Below are 21281 nucleotides of genomic sequence, written 5' to 3' on the forward strand. Positions count from 1 at the left end.
GTCCGATGACATCCACCATGCATGGAACAAACGGCAGATGGGACTCATTCGGTACCGATCTTCTCCGTGGCAACCGGCAGGATCGATATGGTTGAGATGGTCGTGCATACCGACGCCGAATGGCAGCGCCTGCTCACAGAAGACCAGTTTAGAGTGGCACGAAAGAAGGGGACTGAGCCGGCCGGCACCGGGATTTATGCCCATTGCGAAGCAAAAGGGATCTATACCTGTGTCTGCTGCGGAACCGACCTCTTCTCCTCAGCGAAGAAGTTCGAGTCAGGGACCGGCTGGCCGAGTTTTTCAGCGCCTGTCGCTGAAACGAACGTACACCGTGTTCAGGATACCAGTTTTGGAATGAACCGTACCGAGGTGCTCTGCAGCAGGTGCAACGCCCATCTCGGCCATGTCTTTGATGACGGGCCGGCACCCACCCACCAGCGGTACTGTATGAACTCGGCCTCACTCAGGCTGGTCAGAGATGACTGAGTTGTTCGGATCGGATGGCATCGCACCTTTTGTTCCCAGCAGAATCGACTGGATCAGTTCTTCCATCGCAGTGAGTTGAAACGGTTTGGGGAGAAGACCGACGAAACCATAGTCCAGATACGAGGCCATCACCGGGTCGTTGGAGTAACCGCTGCAGACGACGGCCCGCACCGCCCGATCAAGGGAGAGAAGACCTCTCATCGTCTCCTCACCACCCATCCCCCCGGGGACGATCAGGTCGAGAAAGACGATATCGAACGGCCGGTGCTGGATCATCGCCTCCTGATAGGCCTGAATCGCAGAGACCCCATCATCGGTGATCACCGGATCGTATCCACGCCGGGTGAGCCAGATTCTGAGGATATCGGTGATGGCCTCCTCATCATCCATGATCAGGACACGGGTGCGGCCGGTGGGGAGGCGCGGGGCAAGGTCCAGCGGGCGGTCATGTCCGATCGGGATCATAAAGGTGACGATGGTCCCCCCGCCAGGACCAGAAGATACCTCGATCTCCCCCCCGTGCTTCTGGATCACCGAGCGGGCGAGGGGAAGTCCGAGTCCCGCTGCCCCGTCCTTGGTGGTGAAGTTGAGCTCAAAGATCTTCTTCTGGTTCTCGTCAGGGATCCCCTGACCGATGTCAATCACACGAATGCAGAGTTGAGGCTCCCTTTCTCCATCTGTTCTGTCGCAGAGTTCTGCAACAATAGTGATGGTGCCACCTCTGGGCATCGCCTCCATGGCATTCGTGATCAGTTGCTGCAAGGCCTCAACGATCTGATCCCGATCGAGGAATACCCTGGGGAGATCGTCACTGACCCGGTATTCGATCTGATACGATCCACGTCCATTACAGTTTTCAGCAGCCTCGTGGAGCAGCGGTTCAACCTCCTGGAAAGACCGGAGCGGCTCGCCGCCTCTGGAGAAGGTGAGCAGTTTGTTGGTCACCATCCTCGCCCTGGTGAGCTGGTCTTCAGCCTCGTCAAGTCGACCGAGCAGAGCCTCCCGGTCATAGAGCATCGACCTGGCAAGTGTCAGGTTCCCAAGGATACTGGTGTGCAGGTTGTTGAACTGGTGAGCCAGTGAACCGGACATCACCCCCAGAGTCTCGAGCTTTGCCAGTCTGAGCCGATCCTCCTCCATCTGATTCTCCTCACTGATATCTCTGGCCGCCACCAGCACTCCGATCAGGGTTCCCTCATAATCCCGAAAGAGTGATGCAGTACAGTGAAGTGGAATGATATGACCTTCACGATGACGGATACAAACTTCTGACTCCCTGCGAATACCGTTATCCAGCACCCCCTGACAGCAGTCTCTAATAAGGGCAGGCTCAGTGAAGTGCTCGGCGAGCCGGGTACCGATCATGTCCTGGCGAAGGAATCCAAGCACCTGTTCAGAGGTCGCATTCAGATCCGTGATGATTCCATCCGGATCGACGATGATCAGCAGATCACGACTGATCTCGATCAGCGACCGGTTGTAGGCATTCATATACCGTATCGTCTCTTCCACTCGTTTCCGCTCGGTGATGTCCCGGGCAATTCCCATCACTTCACCAAATCCCCCGTCAGGATTGATGAGGGGGATCACCTCCACATCAAAGCAATGGTCAGAACCGGCGATCGTACCATCGACCTCAAAACGATTGGGGGTCCTGGTCTCGAGGACCATCTGAAACACAGTGGCGGCCGAAGAACTCTCCTCTGATGAAAAGAGCCCGGTGAACGTCTGCCCAAAAGACTCCCTGCTGGTCATCCTGAGCGTGGCCAGAGCGGTCGGATTCGCATAGGTGAGCCGGCCGTCCGTTCCAAAGAGGAAGATCAGGTCCTGCGCGGACTCTGCAAGGGTCCGGTACCGTTCTTCGCTCTCCCGGGTCGACTGATGGGCCAGTGAGAGTTCATCCAGCATCCCGTTGATCGCAGCTGAGAGGAGGGCCAGTTCGTCACTGCCGGCGATACCTTCTATTCGTGCATTCTCGCCATTCATCCTTATCGCCCTGACACCCGTAATCAGACGGTTCAACCGTGTAAGGACCGTCCGGTCCACAAATCCAAGGCTCAGAAACACGAAGAGGAGACTGATCAGCATCGTGGTCATGATGAAGGTTCTGGCACTTTCAGCCCCATTCAAAACGATCGTGCGTGGCTCCTGCACCCGGATCAGCAGCGATCCGGTGCCGGCGACGTCGGAGAGTGGCAGCACAGCAGCGACCTGGGAACTGTTCAGTGAAGAGATCGATACGCTATCCATCGAGACGGGACCGACTGCAGACCGGTTCTGAACCAGAGTGAAGGGAACACCAGATTGTTCTGCAAGACGGTTCACCTGTGCGGGGTCCAGATACTGCCCCATCATCATGACCCCTGGACTCGGACCGAGAAAGGAACTGGTCAGAACCGGTTGCGAAGCCAGCAGCATCGGCTGATCCCCGACCATCAGAATCCCGGTCTTCGACCCCTCCTCTGCAGTCACATTCAAAAAACCTGGCGTTGTTGAGATGGTATCGAGGAGGAGAGGAGAGAACTGCTCAAAAGTATCGCTGCTCAGGTTGAACCCCTGACCGTATAGCAACCGGTGATCATGATCATAGATCAACAGAACATTGATGTCGCAGGTTGTAAAGGTCTGGGAGATATTGTTTGTACTGACATAACTCCGATCAGTGGGATCGGTGACAAAGGTGAAGGTGTCATTCCATGCAGCCCGTTCCATCAGATGGGAGTTGATGGTGGAGAGATCGGCATCGACTGCTGCCCGGGCCTGACTCGCTTCGTGCTGCATCTGATCGGTCTCGAGGTTGACGTAGCCGTCCCGTATGACCGTCGCCGTAAAGAAGAGCATCACCACAAGCACAGAGATAAGGGTGACGGCGAGTGCAAGCAGGATCTTCTCACGGAGTTTCATCGGATCCACCTGAAACCAGGAGAGAACGGTTCGGCCTCTGGCCGACAGGATTATTCCGGCACCGACAGATACTCCCGGAATCGGAAGGTCCACGATCAGAAGGCTGGTGAAGGTCGGCCCCCCCACGCAGGGGGAGGGCTGCTGGTATGAGAATAGATGGCGCCCTACCCCGGTCAGCAGTCTTTTGAGTCATATTCAAACCATAATAATCGCCGTTCTGTAAATCACCACCTTTACAGAACGATCGGATATACCGGCAATTAAAAGTAATAGCAGATAAATACTCCGATTTTAATCTGATCATGAGAGAGACAGATATTCATGACCATACCAAATTTGAATATACGGAGAAGAGAGGATGCAGAGCACACTGGAGATAACATGGCGGCACAGCAGCGACATCAGGGAGACGGCGATCAGGAGTACAGACACCGGGAAGACCATCCCTGAGATCCAGAAAGAGATCGAGCGATCATTGACCGATGCTGGCATCAGCGTCAGGTTCGCTGAGGAACTGGTTCCACCAGGGAGTGTTGGGGTGGATGAGATCCTCCTGAACGGCCGGCCCTTTTTGGAGCTGTACAGCGGGGTGAAGGCATCGCATGACTACTGCCATGCACGATCGAGGAGAGAGGAACTCTGCTGTCATCCACTCGGCGAGGAGGATCAATCCGCTTCCGACATGACCGAGTTTCTGATCAGAAAGACGATTCTGCTCGCACTGGAAGAGGATTAGATCCACGATCCGCTGATCGCCATCAGGATACCCACCAGGATCGGCTGGTGGATCAGATAGATGAAGAGCGAGTGCCTGCCGATGAAGAGGATCGGCTCTGCCAGTTGGGGTGCAGGTGGAAGGGAGCGAAAGCCGCGCTGACCTCCCGGGTACAGCATCCTCCCACACCAGAGACCGATCAGGATCACCCCGAACCACGGAAGGAGGGGGGTATAGTCGACACTGGCAAAATCCGCAGGATGGATCCCGGTCCAGAGCAGCCAGAGCGGACCGTTGATCCCCGCCACCACCTGGCCGGCCCCGATACAGAGGAGCCCGAAGAGCAGATTCAGGTGTTTGAATCGGAGGAAGAGCAGGGAGAGGAGGATCGAGATCCCGATCAGGTGCAGGATCCCAAAGAGGATCGCGAGGTCGCCGAGGAAGAGATACGTGACCAGCGTGACCAGCAGTCCGCAGGAGAAGACCGTGAGCCCGTGTCTGACCAGCCGGCAGTACGGCCAGCCGGCGCCTGATCGCTGCTCCGCTCTGGCCGCACTGATCGTCACCGAGAGACCGGCGAGCAGCACGAAGAGCGAGGCGGTGGCGAGGGCGAAGTACCGCCAGAAGCCGGTCTCGACCTGGACAGGCATGATCGAAAAGAAGGCCAGATCGAAGAGGAAGTGATAGAGGATCATCGCCAGCACCGCGATCCCCCGCAGGAGATCGATCTCCCAGTACCGTCCCGGCTTCCTCGGGAAGAGACGGGCCGGGAGATTCGAGAGGGACGGGAACTCCACGCTCACCAGGACTCCTGATTGGGGGCTGACATCTCTATCCAGTTTTAATCCAGGGGCATATTAATGGATCTTCGGGGATGAACAGATCAGAGGGGTCGTCCTCCCTCTTTTCAATCAGATCTCTCCATCCTCGGCAGCACGGGCATTGAGCTGCTTGATCCGCTCGCGAAGGGCAATCGCCCGCTCGAAGTCGAGCACCTCGGCGGCCTGCTTCATCTCGGCATCGAGGGCGATCAGCAGGTTCGGGATCTCCTTTCGCGGCAGGTGCTTGACATCCTTCAGGTCGATCTCCTTCTCCCGGATCGGCTTTCTGATCGTCTCGGGGACGATATGGTGCTCCTCGTTGTAGGCGATCTGCAGGGTCCGCCGCCGTTCGGTCTCGCTGAGGGCCGTTTTGATCGAGTCGGTCATGGTGTCAGCGTACAGGACCACATACGAGTGCATGTTCCGGGCAGCCCGCCCGATGATCTGGATCAGGGACCGGGCGTCCCGCAGGAACCCCTCCTTGTCCGCATCGAGGATCCCGATGAACCCGACCTCGGGGATGTCGAGCCCTTCCCGAAGCAGGTTGATCCCAACCAGCACATCGAACTCCCCGAGCCTGAGCTGTCGGATGATCTCGGTCCGTTCGATCGTGTCGATCTCAGAGTGCAGGTACCGGGTCCGGATCCCACGGTCGGCGAGGTACTCGGTCAGTTCCTCAGCGAGCCGCTTGGTCAGGGTGGTGATCAGGGCCCGGTCGCCCCGGGCGATCACCTTCTTCACCTCCCTGATCACATCGACGGTCTGCCCATCGGTCGGCCGGATCGTCACCGGCGGGTCGATGAGGCCGGTCGGCCGGATGATCTGTTCGACCACCTGGATCGACGTCTCGCGCTCGTACCGGGACGGGGTCGCAGAGACATAGATCACGTCCTTCATGTACCGCTCGAACTCTTCGAACTTCAGCGGCCGGTTGTCAAAAGCGCTCGGAAGCCGGAACCCGTAGTCGATCAGGGACTTCTTGCGTGAATAGTCCCCTTTGTACATCCCGTGGACCTGCGGAATCGTCTGGTGGCTCTCGTCGATCACCATCAGGAAGTCGTCGGGGAAGTAGTCGAGGAGGCAGTACGGCTTCTCCCCGGCCTTGCGAAAGTCGAAATGACGGGAATAGTTCTCGATCCCCTTGCAGCTCCCGGTCTCCTCCATCATCTCCAGATCGTACTGAGTCCGCTGGGCGAGCCGGTGCGACTCGATCAGCCCGAGTTCAGGCAACCGTTCCTCGAGTTCCTCCCGGATCGACGCCATCGCACGCTTCCGGGTCTCCTCGGGGATCACGAAGTGGCGGGCCGGGTAGACGAAGAAGTAGTCCATGCTCTCCCGCTTCTCCCCGGTGTTCCGGTCGATCTCCATGATCCGCTCGATCTCGTCGCCGAAGAGTTCGATCCGAATAATATTGTTGAAGTACCCGGGGATGATATCGATCGTGTCCCCCTTCACCCGGAACCTCCCGGGCATCAGTTCGAGATCGTTCCGCTCGAACTGGATCTCGACCAGGCGCAGAAGGAGCGCTCGACGCTGCACCCGGTCGTGCACCTTCAGTTCGAACCCCATCGACTGGAAGTTCTCCGGATTGCCGAGACCGTAGATGCAGGAGACCGAGGCGACGACGATCACGTCGCGCCGGCTCATCAGCGATGCGGTCGTCGCGAGCCGCATCTGCTCGATCTTCGGGTTGATCTGCGAGTCCTTCTCGATGTACTGATCCCGTTGCGGGATATAGGACTCGGGCTGGTAATAGTCGTAGTACGAGACGAAGTACTCGACCCGGTTCTCAGGGAAGAAGTCCTTGAATTCATTGTACAGCTGGGCGGCCAGGGTCTTATTGTGGGCGATGACCAGCGTCGGCCGCTGGACGGCTGCGATGACGTTCGCGATCGTAAAGGTCTTCCCTGACCCGGTGACCCCGAGCAGGGTCTGGCGGGCGGGCCCGTCAGAGAGACCCTGCACCAGCTGCTCTATCGCCTCGGGCTGGGACCCCTTCGGTTCGAAGGGTGAAACAAGTTTGAATGGATGCTGCTGATCTTCTGTCCTCTTCATGGTACCACCTTCTTCCTCCGGAGGGTTCTATTGTAGGTGATCGCACTCCGATGGGTCTCGTCCCGGATCTGCTGCAGAAAGAGCGAGGCCTTCGAGCGCCGGTCGAGCGGCATCGGCAGGGAGAGCCCTGGCATGAAGACCTCCTCCTCCCGCTTGGCGAGCGCGATCAGCGGAACCTTCAGCCCGAGGGATGCCAGTTCGTCGGCTGCCGCATGGAGCTGCCCCTTACCGCCGTCGACGACGATCAGGTCGGGCATCCGCTTCTGCTCCCGCTGAAGCCGGCTGTACCGCCGCCGGACCACCTCGGCGATGGCACGGAAGTCGTCGATCCCCTCGACCGTTCTGATCCGGAACTTCCGGTAGTTCTTCCGGTCGGGCCGGCCGTCACGGAACTGGACCATCACCCCGACCATCGCCGTTCCGCTCAGGTGGGAGATATCGAAGCACTCGATCACGCCGGGTGATGTCGGGAGGTGGAGCGCCTTTTTGAGTTCCTCCACCTTGATCCGATCGCCGAAGAACTGGGTCTCGATATTGGTTTTGACCAGGTCGAGCAGGTTCTTCCGGTCCCCCCGCTGCGGAACGGTGACCCCGACCTTCTGCCCCTTCATCTCCCCGAGGAACTCTGCGATCGACCCGTCGACCTCGTGGGGGACGAGCACCTCCTTCGGGACCGGGTGATCGGCATAGTACTGGACGAGAAACTCATCCAGAAACCCCTGGTGGAACGGAAAGACGTACTCCTCCTTCTGACCGAGCGTCCCCCGGTAGATGTTGAAGAGGGCGAGGTAGACCGTCCCGTCGACGACCAGGTAGTTGATGACGTCCTCATCATAGTTCTTCTGCCGCTGCACCCGCTGATGCTCCTGCAGCCGTTCGATCGCCTGGATCTGATCGCGGATGACGAGGGCCTGCTCGAACTCCTCCGCCTCGGACCGGGCGGCCATCTCCTCCTTCAGGGCCGCGATCAGATCGTCCCCTTTCCCACTCAGCACCGCCTCGGCCCGGCAGACCTGTTTTGCGTACTCCTCCCGGCTGATCGCACCGACACAGGGCCCCAGGCAGGACTGCATATGATACCGAAGGCATGCCCGCTTCTGCAGGCGCCGGCACGATCGGATCAGAAACGCGTGTTTGAGGGCACGGAGGAGGTAATCGCGCTCAAGGCCCGAGGTGAACGGACCGAAGTAGGTCCCCGGCTGGTCCCGGTCCCGCGCCACCACGAACCGGGGGAACTCCTCATCGGTCCTGAGGATATACGCATAGGTCTTCGAGTCCTTCAGGCTGATGTTGTACTTCGGCCAGTGCCGCTTGATCAGGTTGTTCTCAAGGAGGAGCGCCTCGACCTCGTTGTTGGTGACGATGAACTGGATCGAGGCGATATGAGAGACCAGGGCCTCGGTCTTGGGATCGAGGTCGTGCCGCTGGAAGTAACTCGACACCCGCCGTTTCAGGTTCTTGGCCTTGCCGACATAGATGACCGTCCCGTCCACATCATGGTACAGGTAGCAGCCCGGAGCCGTCGGAAGGGTGTTCAGATCGACAGGAGGCTCGACGGTCATAACACCTTCTTCAGGTACTCCCCTGTGTAACTGCCCGGCGTCGCCGCGATCTCCTCCGGCGTTCCGGTCGCGATCACCTGTCCGCCCCGGTCACCTCCGTCCGGTCCGAGGTCTATCACATGGTCGGCAGACTTGATGACGTCCAGGTTGTGCTCGATCACCAGCACCGAGTTCCCCTTCTTGACCAGGTCGTCCAGCACCTGGATCAGTTTCTTCACATCATGGAAGTGGAGGCCGGTCGTCGGCTCGTCGAGCAGGTAGAGCGTCTTGCCGGTCGCCCGCTTGGCCAGTTCCCGGGTCAGTTTGATCCGCTGCGCTTCACCGCCGGAGAGAGTCGTCGACGACTGTCCGAGTTTGATATAGTCGAGGCCGACCCGGGAGAGGGTCTCGAGTTTGGTTCTGATCGCCGGAAGCGACTCGAAGAGATGGAGCGCCTCATCGACGGACATATCCAGCACATCGGCGATGGAATGACCCTTGTACTTCACCTCAAGGGTCTCGCGGTTGTACCGCTTCCCCTTGCACTCCTCGCACTCCACATAGACCTCGGGCAGAAAGTTCATCTCGATCTTGATCAGCCCGTCGCCCTGGCAGGCCTCGCACCGTCCGCCCTTGACATTGAACGAGAACCGGCCGGGTTGGTACCCCCGCACCTTCGCCTCCGGCACCCCGGCGAAGACCGACCGGATCTCGTCGAAGATCTTGGTATACGTGGCAGGGTTGGACCGGGGGGTCCGACCGATTGGACTCTGGTCGATCACGATCACCTTGTCGATCTCGGAATCGAGCGTCAACGACTCGTGTTTTCCAGCCGGTTCGCTGCTTCTCTTCAGTTTCTTCTGCAGGGCCTTGTACAGGATATCATAGACCAGCGTCGATTTCCCGGAGCCGGAGACACCGGTCACCACCGTCAGCACCCCGATCGGGAACTGGACATCGATCCCCTTGAGGTTGTTCTCGGCCGCCCCGGTGATTCTGATGAAGTGGTCGCTGGACCGCCGCCATTTCGGAGTATCGATCTTGAGCGAGCCGGCGAGGTACAGCCCGGTCAGCGAGTTGATCGACCGCTCGATCTGAAGCGGCGTCCCCTTGGCCACCACCTGACCGCCGTGCACCCCGGCCCCGGGGCCGATGTCGACCACGTAGTCGGCATGACGGATCGTCTCCTCGTCATGCTCGACGACGATCAGCGTGTTGCCCAGATCGCGGAGCGCACAGAGTGAATCGATCAGTCGCTGGTTATCCCTCTGATGGAGACCGATCGAGGGCTCGTCCAGCACGTACAGCACCCCCATCAGGTTCGCCCCGATCTGAGTCGCCAGCCGGATCCGCTGGGCTTCTCCACCAGAGAGCGTCCCTGCCGACCGCGAGAGGTTCAGGTACCCGAGCCCGACCCGTTCGAGGAAGTTCAGCCGGTCGGTGATCTCCTTGACCACCAGCATGGCGATCTCTGCCTGTTTCGGGGTCAGCGTCAGGTTAGCAAAGAAATCCCGACAGGCGGTGACCGAGAGACGGGTCACATCGACGATGGATCGATCATTGATCCGGACCGCCCGGATCTTCTCCTTCAGCCGGGCTCCCTTACAGGTGGGGCACTCATAGATCCGCATGAACTTCTCAAGTTCCTTCTTCCGGTATTCAGACTGCGTCTGATGATACAACCGTTCAGCCTGCGGGAGGAGCCCCTCCCAGGTACCCCGGTGAGACCAGTGTACATCCCCCTGCTTCATCGTGACCGAGAAGTCGATCTGCTTGTCAGAACCGAACATCAGCCCATTGTACTGCTCTTCAGTCAGATCCTGGATGGGCGTGAAGAGGTCGAAACCGAAACTCTTGGCGACGGTGTCGAGCTGCTGACCCCGGAAGCCCTCCAGGACATTCCGATACAGGGCGATCGCCCCGTCCACGATACAGAGGCTCTTGTCAGGGATGATCAGGTCCGGATCGAAGACCATCCGGAAACCGAGACCGTTGCACTCCTCGCAGGCGCCGAACGGACTGTTGAACGAGAACATCCGCGGCTGGAGTTCTTCGAAGGAGATCCCGCAGATCGGGCAGGCCATCAGCGAGGAGTAGGTCGTCTCTTTCCCCTCCTCGTCCACAACGATGATCAGCCCCTCGGCTCGCTTCAGCCCGACCTCGATGCTCTCGACGAGGCGGGTCCGGTCGATCGTATCGAACCGGTCGAGCACGATATCGATAGTGTGCTTCTTGTACCGGTCGAGGGTGATCTCCTCGTCGGTCCGAACGATCGTCCCGTTCACCCGGACCCTGGCAAACCCCTCCCGGTTCAGGTCCTTGAAGAGTTGCTGGTAGGTCCCCTTCTTCTGCCTGATGATCGGGGCGAGAATCGTCACCATGCCGGCCTGCTCCGCGGTGATCGTATCGGCGATCCGTTCCGGGGTCTGCGATTCGATCTTGATGTTGTGCACCGGGCAGTAGGGTGTTCCGATCCTCGCATACAGAAGCCGGAGGTAGTCGTAGATCTCGGTGATCGTGCCGACCGTGGAGCGCGGGTTCTTGGAGGTGGTCTTCTGCTCGATCGAGATCGCAGGAGAGAGCCCTTCGATCGAGTCCACATCCGGCTTGTGCATCACCCCGAGAAACTGCCGGGCATAGGTGGAGAGGGATTCCACATACCGCCGCTGCCCTTCGGCATAGAGCGTATCGAACGCGAGCGTCGATTTTCCTGAACCGGACAGGCCGGTGAAGACGATCAGTTTGTCACGGGGGAGCACCACGCTGATATTCTTGAGGTTATGCTCCCTCGCCCCTTTGATGATGATCTCCCTCATGGTATCGTCAGAAATTAGAGGGTTCGCTCCCATATAGAGACTTCTTTTGACGCACGGGCCGACGGACCACATCGATTATACATATCTGCACGGAGACCCAATAGATGGAGACTCATCCGGATGGGGGGATTCATATCAATAGTATCTATGTGATCGGACATAAACAACCGGATACTGACAGTATCTGCAGCGTCATCGGCTACGCAGAACTCCAGAACAACGAGCCCTCGAACGAGGGAACCAGAACCTACATCCCTGCCAGGTGCGGCGAGGTGAACCCTGAGACCGCCTTTGCATTGGAGACCTTCGAGGTCGAGGCACCGGTGTACATCGAGAGCGTGGAACCCAACGTGGCCGATATTCCGTTCATCGACACCCGGTGCGCCCAGAAGGATCTTCCGACCGTCGACGTGGCCACGATGATGGACCAGTACGACATGCGGAACATGCCGATCACCGACGACCGGGGGATCCTGCTCGGTCTTGTCAGCGAATATGGGCTTGCGAGGGCGTATGTGACCAGGCAGCGGATGGAGCAGTTATCCATCGGGCCGATCCGGCTGGACGTGCTCGAACAGATCCTGAGTGCACAGACCGTGGTGGCCGCCGAGGAGCAGCTGGAAGGAAAGGTCTACACCGCGATCGATGCCCTCCACGTCACCCTCTCCCGGCTGACTGCGAACGATGTCGCGATCGTCGGGGATAACGAGCCGGCCCAGCTCGCCCTCATCTCAGCAGGGATTGCAGCCCTGATCATCGCCGACGGCGCCCCGGTCGGCGACCGGGTGATCAATGCAGCCCGGGCCCAGGGGGTATCGGTGCTGGCCACGGCGCTCGATGCGTTCGGGGTCGGAAAGATGATCCACCTCTCCCTGCCGGCCAGTCTGGTGATGGAGACCGACATTCCGATCGTCAGCAGGGAGGACTCGCTCGAGTTTGCCAAGAACCAGATCTCGACCTCGAAGTTCCGGACCGCCTGCGTGACCGGGGAGGGAGGGACCTTCCTCGGGATGCTCTCGCGGACGACCCTGATGCAGGAGATCCAGAAGTCGGTCGTCCTGCTCGACCACAACGAGGCCGCCCAGGCCGTGGACGGGATCGAGTACGCCGACATCGTCGAGATCATCGATCACCACCGGCTCGGGGTGATCTCGACACTCCGACCGATCCGGTTCATCAACGAGCCGGTCGGTTCCACCTCCACGATCATCACGACCATGTTCACGGCCCGGGGACGCACGCCGTCCCGGTCGACGGCCGGGCTCCTCCTCTGCGGGATCCTCTCGGACACCCTGGTCCTCCGGATGTCGACGACCACCGAGGCCGACCGGAAGGCGGTCACCTACCTCTCGGACCTGCTCGGCATCGATTTCCAGGATCTCGGCACCCGTCTGATCGAGAAGGGGATGGCCCTCGAGGGTCTGCCGATCACCGGGCTGCTGGCCAGGGATACCAAGCACTACGACCTCTTCGGGAAGTCCCTGCTGATCGGACAGGTGATGGTCCCGTCGTTCGCATTCACCAGCCAGCATGCCGAAGAGATCCGTGCAGAACTGGCAGCCCAGCGGAGAGCTCAGAAGGTCGACTTTGCGATCACCCTCTTCACCAGCGTCTTCGAGAACGCCAGCGAGGTCTTCGCTGCCGGGGATGAACTGGCCCTGCAGAAACTGGAACTCTGTCTGCAACCACGGCGGCTCGAGAACGTGATGTCCCGAAAGAAGGACTTCCTGCCCCATATCGGTCAGCTGGTCAGGAGACTCTAATCTCTTCTTCGTCGGATCCTCTGATCCGACAATCATCCTTTACATGATGAGAGAGCATAACGCATCTCTATGAACGAAGAAACACGTGCGGTCAGGATGGTGGCCGACCTGATGGCCCTCTCTGCACGCACAGCCCCCAAAGCCAAAGGTGAAGATTCCCTGGTGATACGGGTCGCTGAAGGCGAGGAACTCCTGGCCCTGGCGGAGGAGATGCGAACGATCAGCGAACAGCGGAATATCCGGTTTTTCGTTCGCGATGCTGAGAATATCAGCATCAGCGATGCCTGCCTGCTCGTCGGGACGCATGGGGAGGTGACAGCCGGCGTCAACTGCGGGGGCTGCGGGTTCCCGACCTGTCGCGAGATGCTGGATGCCTTTGAGAAGAAGGAGAACGAATCCAACGAGAGCCCCTTCATCGCCCCCAGTTGTGTGCTCCGGATCACCGACCTCGGGATCGCCATCGGGTCGGCGGTGAAGACCGCGTCGATTCATAACGTGGACAACCGGGTGATGTACTCGGCAGGGGTCGCCGCCCTCTCGCTCGGATGGCTGGAGGACTGCACGGTGGCCTTCGGGGTGCCGGTCAGTGCCAGCGGAAAGAGCCCGTACTTCGATCGGCAGCGGATGTAACGAGCATGGCCACGATGATGATCAGAGGCGGGGACCTGGACCTCGTCGAATACGATTTCAAGACCTTTCAACCTGGGGAGTACCTCCAGACACTGGGCTTCGACCTGACAGATGCTGTGAGACCGGTGGATGGGCCGGTGACCGTGCGTGCACCGTCCCGCATCCACCTGACCGTGCTGGATATGAACCGGTTCGCCCCTGAGCATCCTGGTGGGGGAGGGATCGGGTTTGCCATTCAGCTGTACTGCACAGCCACGGCCGAGTGCACGCCGGCAGGGATCGAGATCTCCTACTCCCGCGAGCCGCTGCTCCGTCACCTCGTCTCCCTCATGGTGAAGCTCACCGGGTATACCGGCGGGCTGAAGATCACTGCCGAGGACCACACCTATGCCCATATCGGACTCGGGTCGACCTCCACGATCCTGACCGTCGTCGCCCACGCCATCAACACAGTGCTCGGTTCTCCTCTCACCGACGAGCAGATCCGGCTGCTGTTGGGGCACAACTACGTCGAAGAGACCGCCGAAGGGACGATCGCGTTCGGGTTTGAGACTGGTGTCGGTCCTGCAGTCAGCACCTACGGCGGCTTTGCGGTGATGGGCGACGAACTGGTCCTGGCCTACCAGCATCCGTTCGCCGAAGGCTACCAGGTCTACATCGTGATACCGGAGAGCGACACATCCTCGGCCGGTGCGCAGGAGTTCGACCTGCTGATGAACAGGGCCAGATCGCTCGACTATCAGGACCGGGAACTGAAGGCCTACATGGTACTGATGGACCTGATCCCTGCCCTTGAGAAGGAAGACGTGAAGCGGGCGGGGGATGTGATCTGGGAGATCGAGTTCCGCGGCTCCAAGCGGGCCGAGGTGGAGCACCACAGCTTCGAACTCTATTATCAGATGAGCCGGCTTCGGAACGCAGGGTTCGAGTTCGTCGGGATGTCCTCGGTCGGCCCGTCGATCGCCCTGATCACACGAAAAGACCGGAAAACCGTCGAAGAACTGCTCAAACCCCTTGATCTTTCCGTGGCCATCGAGACGATGGTTGACAACATCGGACTGCAGATACAGTATCCGTAAGGAATTATTCCCTTTTTTGGTCGGTTTGTGAAAGCGCCGACAATGCTGATGCCATCAATTGATGAGAAAAAAAGTGTTGTATCCGGTCTGGTCGCTGTCGATCAGAACGGAAGTGCTGTTGGAAGTGCGGTCTGGATTGGCTGTGGAAGCTGGGTCGTGGAAGGCGCTGCAGTTGGCACAGTTGGAACCGAAGTCCGTTCCGTGGTCGGCGCTGCAGTCGGGGAAGAGGTCCTCTCTGTGGTCGGCGCTGCAGTCGGGGAAGAGGTTCTCACGGTAGTCGGCTCTGCAGTGGGGGAAGAAGTTCTCACTGAGGTTGGCGAAGAGGTTCTCACCGAGGTCGGCACTGCGGTCGGTGAAGAGGTTCTCACCGTGGTTGTTGAACCGGTTGAAGACTGGGTCGTGACTGCAGCACCTGTGGTCGAAACACCGGTGCTGGAGATGGTGCCGGTCGATCCAGTCGATACCGTGCCAGTTGTTGTGCCGGTTGTTCCGGTGGTTGCGCCGGTTGTTCCAGTCGTCGTGCCGGTGGCTGTGCCAGTGGCTGTGCCGGCATCAGTACCGGGGACCAGAACCGATGGAAGGGTGGTTGCAACGACGATGCTGCCGTCCGGGTTCGTGACAACCGGGCTGACGGTGGACAGCCCTGTCACCAGTGCAGTATCTCCGTAACTGACAGCAGAGCCTGAGTCCTGCTCGATGTAATCAGTTGGTGTGACATTGGCGGTGGCGTTGGCCGTAGCGTTGACCGTTTTATTGCCGGTCGCATTCAGAGTCGTGTTCACCACAGTCGTATTCAGCGATGCATTGGTGGTGATATTACCAAGCGTCGGGGTAATATTCGGCTTTATCGACACGTTCGGGGCGACCGTCGCAGTGGTGTGACTGGCAGTAACGGTCACGTTGGCGGTGACAGAGGTTGTAGTGGTGTTAACGGCTGTAGGAGAGGTATTCACACATCCAGCAAAGAGCATACTGAATAGTAAAACCAGACCAAGACCCATCATCAGAGATCTCTTCGACATAGATGAACTAATTTTGAATTACCCCGATTTAAATATATCTGAATCACCTCAATCAGATATCTGACGAGTTTCCTTAAAAAATGAATGAAAATTGGGTTTGGAGGGTTCAATACCTCCGATCAGGGCAAAGGATCACTGCTCTTTAAACATACGATCGATCGCCGCTGCTGCGGTCTTTCCGGCACCCATCGCAAGGATCACCGTAGCAGCGCCGGTGGCCACATCCCCACCGGCAAAGACATGCCCGATACTGGTCCGCCCGTCATCGTCGACGACCAGATTTCCACGCGCACCGATCGAGAGGCCGCTGACCTCCCGGATGAGCAGCGGGTTCGGGCTCTGACCGATCGCCTCGATGAAGACATCGGCATCGATCACAAAGGTCTGGTCGGCCACCGGCTCAGGGGTGGGCCGGCCGCTGCCATCGAGCCCGCACATCTTCATCGTCACGCATTCGACACCAGTGACCACCCCGTCGCCGAGGAGACGAATTGGAGCGGCGCAGTTAATGATCTCGACTCCTTCCTCCAGGGCGTGCACGACCTCTTCCCTTCGAGCCGGGAGATCCTCCTCCCGCCTCCGGTAGACCAGCGTGACCCTGGCACCCATCCGGCGGGCGACACGGGCCGCATCCATGGCGACATTGCCCCCGCCGGCCACAACGACCCGGCTCCCGGCTTTGACCGGGGTGTCAAAGACCGGGAACTGGTCTGCATGCATCAGGTTCACCCTGGTCAGGTACTCATTGGCCGAGTAGACACCATTCATCTGCTCGCCCTCGATCCCCATGAACCCGGGCAGACCTGCGCCGGTGGCGATGAAGACCGCATCGAAGGCGAGCAGTTCCGGAACAGAGACCGACCGGCCGACCAGGTAGTTCACCTTCAGGTCGACCCCCATGGCGAGCACCTGATCGATCTCGGCCTTCACAATCTCTTTGGGGAGTCGGAATGCCGGGATCCCATAACTGAGCACCCCCCCGGCTTCGTGAAGCGATTCAAAGATCGTAACCTTATGTCCGCGGCGGGCCAGCTCTGCTGCTGCAGTCAACCCGGCCGGGCCCGAACCGACGACCGCCACACGGCGGCCGGTCTGTTCCCGTGACTTCTGTTCGGCGGAAAAACCACGTTCCCGCTCCCAATCCGCGGCGAACCGTTCCAGGGCACCGATATTGATCGGTGTGTCCTTGTTCTTCAGGACACAGGCCCCCTCACACTGGGTCTCCTGCGGACAGACCCTGCCGCAGATCGCAGGGAGCATGTTCTGCTCCTTGATCGTGGTGGCTGCAACCGAGAAGTCCCCTGCAGCGATGGCGCTGATGAACGCCGGAATGTCGATCCCGACCGGGCAACCAGTCACACAGAGCGGTTTTTTGCACTGAAGGCACCGCTCTGCCTCGAGGATCGCCTCGTCTGCTGAAAAACCGAGCGCGACCTCATGAAAGTCCCGGATCCGTTCGTTTACCTTGCGATCAAGCATGATGGTTTCCTCCCTCTTCACAGCCACAATGAGCTGCCTGGTGCCGCTCGAGAGCCACCTTCTCCTCCTCGGTATAGACGCGCTGCCTGGCCATCAGACTGTTGAAGTCGACCTGGTGCGCATCGAACTCGGGGCCGTCCACACAGGCGAACCTGGTCTCGCCACCGACGATCACCCTGCAGGAACCGCACATCCCTGACCCGTCGACCATGATAGGGTTCAGACTCACGAAGGTCTTCACCCCGAACGGCTGCGTAACCCCAGAGGTGACCTTCATCATGATCGCCGGACCGATGACCCAGACCAGATCGAGTTTCCGCTCGGCGAGCAACGTCTTGAGAACATCGCTGACGAAACCGTGGGTTCCCTTGGACCCGTCATCGGTCGTGATGAAGAGTTCGTCGCAGACGGCACGCATCTCGTCCTCAAGGATCAACAGACCGGCGTTTCGCGCCCCGATGATCCCGATCACATGATTGCCGGCATCCTTTGCTGCCTTCGCGATGATCGGGGTGGAGGCGACACCAACTCCTCCCCCGATCACCACGCAGGTCCCGCCGCTGATCATCTCGCTCGGTCGGCCGAGTGGCCCGGCAACATCCCGAACATGCTCCCCTGCCGCCAGGGAGGCGAGGTGATGGGTTGTCTTCCCGACTGCCATAAAGATCACTCTGACCAGGTCTCCGTTCACCCCGGAGATCGTCAGCGGTATCCGTTCACCCTGCTCATCGATCCGTATGATCACGAACTGGCCTGCCTGTGCATGATGAGCCACATGCGGGGCCCGGATCCATATCTGATGGACCCGATCAGCCAGCTGCGTCGTCTCTTCGATCTTATACAACCCGTTCACTCCACTCGTTCCTACCTACGTGTATTCTATACTTTTCACCTACCGTTTCATTACCTTACGCCTTCTGACCGCCACACCATGGTTGGAACGGGCCATCTCGAAGGCCCCCATCGCAGCTCTGCCGGTGGCGAGCGCATGCGGCCCTTCGACCAGGACCTCGTCCCCTTCCCTGATGACCGGGTCTGCACTGAGCACACCCGGCGCCAGGATATCCCCCTGCGGAACAAAATCGTCGATGACCACCCGGTATCCACGGGGGATTAGCGACCAGCCCTCGAAGGTCGGTCTGAGCATCCCGGTGGTGGTGTCGAGGCTGAAGAGCGGTCGGCGGTTCCGCATCACCGAGAGACGCGGGAACTTGCCCCGGACCTGCATCCCGGCCGTGTCGACATCGGCATCGAACTGGAACGAGAGCATCCCCTTGATCTGATCGGACCGGACCCGCCGTTCCCCGGCAAGCGCCGCATCCAGCGCCGAGAGCGATCCCCCAGAGGTCGGGTGATCCCTCACCGTGCATTCGAGAGTGATCCCGCAGATGTCGGCGGCCATCGCAGCCACCTGCATCGCCCCTCCCTCCAGATGAGCGATCACGCGCCGATACTGGTGTTTGGCCAGGTACTTCGCCAGCACATCGGCCAGAACCGCCACCTCTTCGCGGTCCCAGTACCCAGTCACGGGCACATCGTAGTGGGCGGCCGGGTAACAGAGTTCGATCTCACGGGGAACGACACCGAGCGGAGAGGTGATGATGATCTCATGCGCCCTGCCGGCGACGGTGTTGATGAACTTCCGGTGGCTCTGCGACCGCGAGTAGGGTTTTCGTGCAGAACAGGGAAGGAGGACGGCGACCTCGGCAGATGGCGGGATGTACCGGGTCAGAAGCCGGTCCATATACCGTTTCACCTCGGGCCGGTTCATCGAATCGCCTGAGTTGGCCTTGAAGGTGGCAGTCCGGGCCACCGGTGTCCACTGCTCGACAAAATCATAGTGGTTGTCGAGGTGCCGGAGGACCGAGACCTGCGCGGCATTCAACCGGCACCGGGCCTCGGCCAGTTCCCTGAGCTGGCCCTTCTGCAAAAAGACACCGACCCTGTTCACCTCAGCCTCTAGCGCGAGCCGGTTGTGAACCTTCAGATCATGGTCCCTGCACCCCTGACAGGCACAGACCCCCTGGTCGAGCAGGTCGGCCGGAAACTCGCCTTCAGGCAGACAGAAGATCCCCTGAGCCGACTTCAGATCGACAGCCGTGGTGTCGAAGAGATCGAACCCCGTGGCGATCAGCATCCAGACCGTCGAGGGCAGGGCCGCTGCCGGGGCATACCAGGCGGTATCGGCCCGGACATCGGTCTTCAGGCTGATCAGCCAGTCCACATACTGGCGCGGATTCTGCAGTGCCGTGTGCCAGTTTGCGACCATCGCGATATCGCCGTCCGGCACAGGAACAGGCTTCTGCGGATGGACTGTGGTCGGATGTTCTCCGGCGACCAGATACTGTTCGGCCAACCCCTGCGGGGCTCCGAGCGGTACGTTGGTGAACGGGCGGTCCAGGCTGGTGGAGAAGAATGAAGACGCATCCACCACAGCCGGCAACCGCAGGGAGGTCTCACCCTCCCTGAGGATCCCCGACCGTGCCAGCCCGTCCCGTGATCGGATCTCAAATATCATTGAGGATCACCCCGACATCCGGCAGTGCCGCCCGGACCAGCGGTTCCCATTCCCTGGTACAGAGCACGGTGATCGCTGAATCGGGATGGCTCTCCTGGAGAGCAGCGATCCCCTCGCACCCCCGGAGCACCATCTCGTCATCCCAGTCAGGAACCTCGTGCTGCCCCACCGGGAACGTCTCGGAGAGCCCCTGCGGCAGCGGCCCAAAAGGCGGGCGGAAGAGGAGACAGTCGTCATAGCCTTCGATCTCAGTGCCGTCGAACGACACCAGCACCTCCGCACCGAGCGTGAACCGGGAGACCATCTGATGATACCGGCCGACCTCGGTCCGGAGGCAGCTCTCGCTCCCCCGGTAGAAGAACCGGCGCTTAGAGACCCGGTCAGACTGTTCGAGTTCATCGGCATAGGTGAGCAGTTCGCGGTAGCCTGATAAGAGGCGCGGATGCCCCCGGCACCGCTCGTCGACCAGTTCCCAGAGCGTGCCGTCCTGAATGGCCTGCCGGATTCGACTGATCTCGGCGAGGGTCACATACAGGTTGTGCAGCGCCAGCAACCGCTCACGGTCTGGCGCCTTGTTCAGTTCATCGGCGGTATGGCTCCGGCAGACCGAGCAGGCGCAGGGGAGTTCGGCCAGTTCCCCGATCTTGAAGGATCCATGCACCGTCATGTACCTCCCCTCCTTGGCATAGAGGGCATAGGCAGCCGAATCGAAGAGGTCGCACCCCATCGCAACGGCCAGTGCGAACATCGCCGGATGTCCGGCTCCGAAGAGATGGATACAGGCGGCAGGGGAGAGACCCTTCTTCGCGGCCATCACGACCCTGACCAGATCCTGGTACCGGTACGACTCCATCAGCGGCACAACGGCCCCGATCGGACAGAAGGTGAACCCGCGTTCACTGACAGCAGCCCCGGCCTCCTCCCGGAGATCGGTATAAATGCCGCCCTGCACCGGCGCTGCGAGCTGACAGTCCTCACCCATGAACTCCCTGGCTTCATCGAGCCGTTCGAGGGTCACCGCCAGTTCGTGTTTCGCCGTCTCGTAGTCAGCTGCAGGAGAGGTGGGAATATCGAGCGGGACGATGATCTCCGAACCGATCGCCTTCTGGAAGGAGAGGGTGTCCTTATTGGTCACCTCGACGTCCCCGTAGACCGAGAGCTGGAACGACCCTGAATCGGTCATGATCACGCCGTCGAAGTCAAGAAGTTTATGAAGCCCCTCTGCAAGTGCCTGCTCTCGATATTGAGCGGAACGGTAGAAGATGTAGGCGTTCGTGATCAGAGCCTCAACCCCGAGGTCTGCCATCTCCCGCGGCGTGACCAGCTGGAGGTGAGGGTTGATCACCGGCAGCAGGGCCGGCGTCCGGATCACCTTCTCCCCGACCTTCAGCTTTCCAACTCGCCCGGCTATATCCTTATGAATGACTTCAAAACCAAATGACATGCATTCTC

Annotated in this window: 16 protein-coding genes; 7 read left to right on the plus strand and 9 right to left on the minus strand. The window is 59.8% G+C overall.

Going from position 1 to position 21281, the window contains the following annotated elements; genetic code table 11:
• Positions 1 to 21 precede the first annotated feature (21 nt).
• A complete protein-coding gene (gene msrB / locus MPAL_RS09055; protein WP_012618442.1) occupies positions 22 to 486 on the plus strand; it encodes a peptide-methionine (R)-S-oxide reductase MsrB in 465 nt (154 codons plus the stop codon).
• On the opposite strand, the gene MPAL_RS09060 is transcribed toward msrB, so the two are convergent.
• A complete protein-coding gene (locus tag MPAL_RS09060; protein WP_012618443.1) occupies positions 460 to 3390 on the minus strand; it encodes a CHASE4 domain-containing protein in 2931 nt (976 codons plus the stop codon). The two genes, msrB and MPAL_RS09060, sit on opposite strands and share 27 nt — an antisense overlap.
• A gap of 358 nt (positions 3391 to 3748) precedes the next feature.
• Here MPAL_RS09060 and MPAL_RS09065 point away from each other — a divergent pair, with 358 nt between their 5' ends.
• On the plus strand, positions 3749 to 4126 hold the full coding sequence (locus tag MPAL_RS09065) for a DUF2703 domain-containing protein (protein WP_012618444.1): 378 nt from the start codon (positions 3749 to 3751) through the stop codon (positions 4124 to 4126).
• Here MPAL_RS09065 and MPAL_RS09070 read toward each other — a convergent pair.
• From MPAL_RS09070 to uvrA, 4 genes are all read right to left on the minus strand, one after another.
• Positions 4123 to 4908, minus strand: a complete 786-nt coding sequence (locus MPAL_RS09070; RefSeq protein ID WP_012618445.1) for a DUF1624 domain-containing protein — start codon at positions 4906 to 4908, stop codon at positions 4123 to 4125. The genes MPAL_RS09065 and MPAL_RS09070 overlap by 4 nt on opposite strands.
• Positions 4909 to 5016: 108 nt before the next feature.
• On the minus strand, positions 5017 to 6981 hold the full coding sequence (uvrB, locus tag MPAL_RS09075; protein ID WP_012618446.1) for an excinuclease ABC subunit UvrB: 1965 nt from the start codon (positions 6979 to 6981) through the stop codon (positions 5017 to 5019).
• Positions 6978 to 8543, minus strand: coding sequence for an excinuclease ABC subunit UvrC (uvrC, locus tag MPAL_RS09080; RefSeq protein ID WP_012618447.1), 1566 nt, complete (start codon positions 8541 to 8543; stop codon positions 6978 to 6980). The genes uvrB and uvrC overlap by 4 nt, the downstream gene beginning before the upstream one ends.
• Positions 8540 to 11338, minus strand: coding sequence for an excinuclease ABC subunit UvrA (gene uvrA / locus MPAL_RS09085; protein WP_048145301.1), 2799 nt, complete (start codon positions 11336 to 11338; stop codon positions 8540 to 8542). Before uvrA ends, uvrC begins: the two co-directional genes overlap by 4 nt.
• Before the next feature lie 104 nt (positions 11339 to 11442).
• On the opposite strand from uvrA, the gene MPAL_RS09090 reads away from it, so the two are divergent.
• The 5 genes from MPAL_RS09090 to MPAL_RS16305 all read left to right on the plus strand — a co-directional run bounded on the left by MPAL_RS09090 (position 11443) and on the right by MPAL_RS16305 (position 15692).
• Positions 11443 to 13101, plus strand: a complete 1659-nt coding sequence (locus tag MPAL_RS09090; protein WP_012618449.1) for a putative manganese-dependent inorganic diphosphatase — start codon at positions 11443 to 11445, stop codon at positions 13099 to 13101.
• Between the two features lie 69 nt (positions 13102 to 13170).
• A complete protein-coding gene (locus MPAL_RS09095) occupies positions 13171 to 13731 on the plus strand; it encodes a ferredoxin domain-containing protein (RefSeq protein WP_012618450.1) in 561 nt (186 codons plus the stop codon).
• A 5-nt stretch (positions 13732 to 13736) separates the two neighbouring features.
• Entirely contained in the window at positions 13737 to 14810 is a 1074-nt protein-coding gene (locus MPAL_RS09100; RefSeq protein WP_012618451.1) for a GHMP kinase, read from the plus strand.
• Positions 14811 to 14858: 48 nt separating this feature from the next.
• Positions 14859 to 15479 (plus strand): hypothetical protein, encoded by a 621-nt coding sequence (locus MPAL_RS09105; protein WP_148208205.1) that lies wholly within the window; start codon positions 14859 to 14861, stop codon positions 15477 to 15479.
• A 72-nt stretch (positions 15480 to 15551) separates the two neighbouring features.
• Positions 15552 to 15692, plus strand: a complete 141-nt coding sequence (locus MPAL_RS16305) for a hypothetical protein (protein ID WP_158303662.1) — start codon at positions 15552 to 15554, stop codon at positions 15690 to 15692.
• A 272-nt stretch (positions 15693 to 15964) separates the two neighbouring features.
• Here the strand turns inward: MPAL_RS16305 and gltA are convergent, their stop codons facing one another.
• Genes gltA through tgtA form a run of 4 tightly spaced genes read right to left on the minus strand, consistent with a single transcriptional unit; the run spans position 15965 to position 21273 of the window.
• Positions 15965 to 17311, minus strand: a complete 1347-nt coding sequence (gene gltA, locus MPAL_RS09110; RefSeq protein WP_012618453.1) for an NADPH-dependent glutamate synthase — start codon at positions 17309 to 17311, stop codon at positions 15965 to 15967.
• A complete protein-coding gene (locus MPAL_RS09115; protein WP_012618454.1) occupies positions 17304 to 18155 on the minus strand; it encodes a sulfide/dihydroorotate dehydrogenase-like FAD/NAD-binding protein in 852 nt (283 codons plus the stop codon). The genes gltA and MPAL_RS09115 overlap by 8 nt, the downstream gene beginning before the upstream one ends.
• Before the next feature lie 48 nt (positions 18156 to 18203).
• The gene (gene arcS / locus MPAL_RS09120) at positions 18204 to 19829 is read right to left on the minus strand and encodes an archaeosine synthase subunit alpha (RefSeq protein ID WP_012618455.1); all 1626 of its coding nucleotides are present in this window, start codon (positions 19827 to 19829) and stop codon (positions 18204 to 18206) included.
• On the minus strand, positions 19819 to 21273 hold the full coding sequence (gene tgtA / locus MPAL_RS09125) for a tRNA guanosine(15) transglycosylase TgtA (RefSeq protein WP_012618456.1): 1455 nt from the start codon (positions 21271 to 21273) through the stop codon (positions 19819 to 19821). Before tgtA ends, arcS begins: the two co-directional genes overlap by 11 nt.
• Positions 21274 to 21281: the final 8 nt, after the last annotated feature.

Origin of the sequence: Methanosphaerula palustris E1-9c (assembly GCF_000021965.1) — an archaeon.
GTDB classification, from domain to species: domain Archaea; phylum Halobacteriota; class Methanomicrobia; order Methanomicrobiales; family Methanospirillaceae; genus Methanosphaerula; species Methanosphaerula palustris.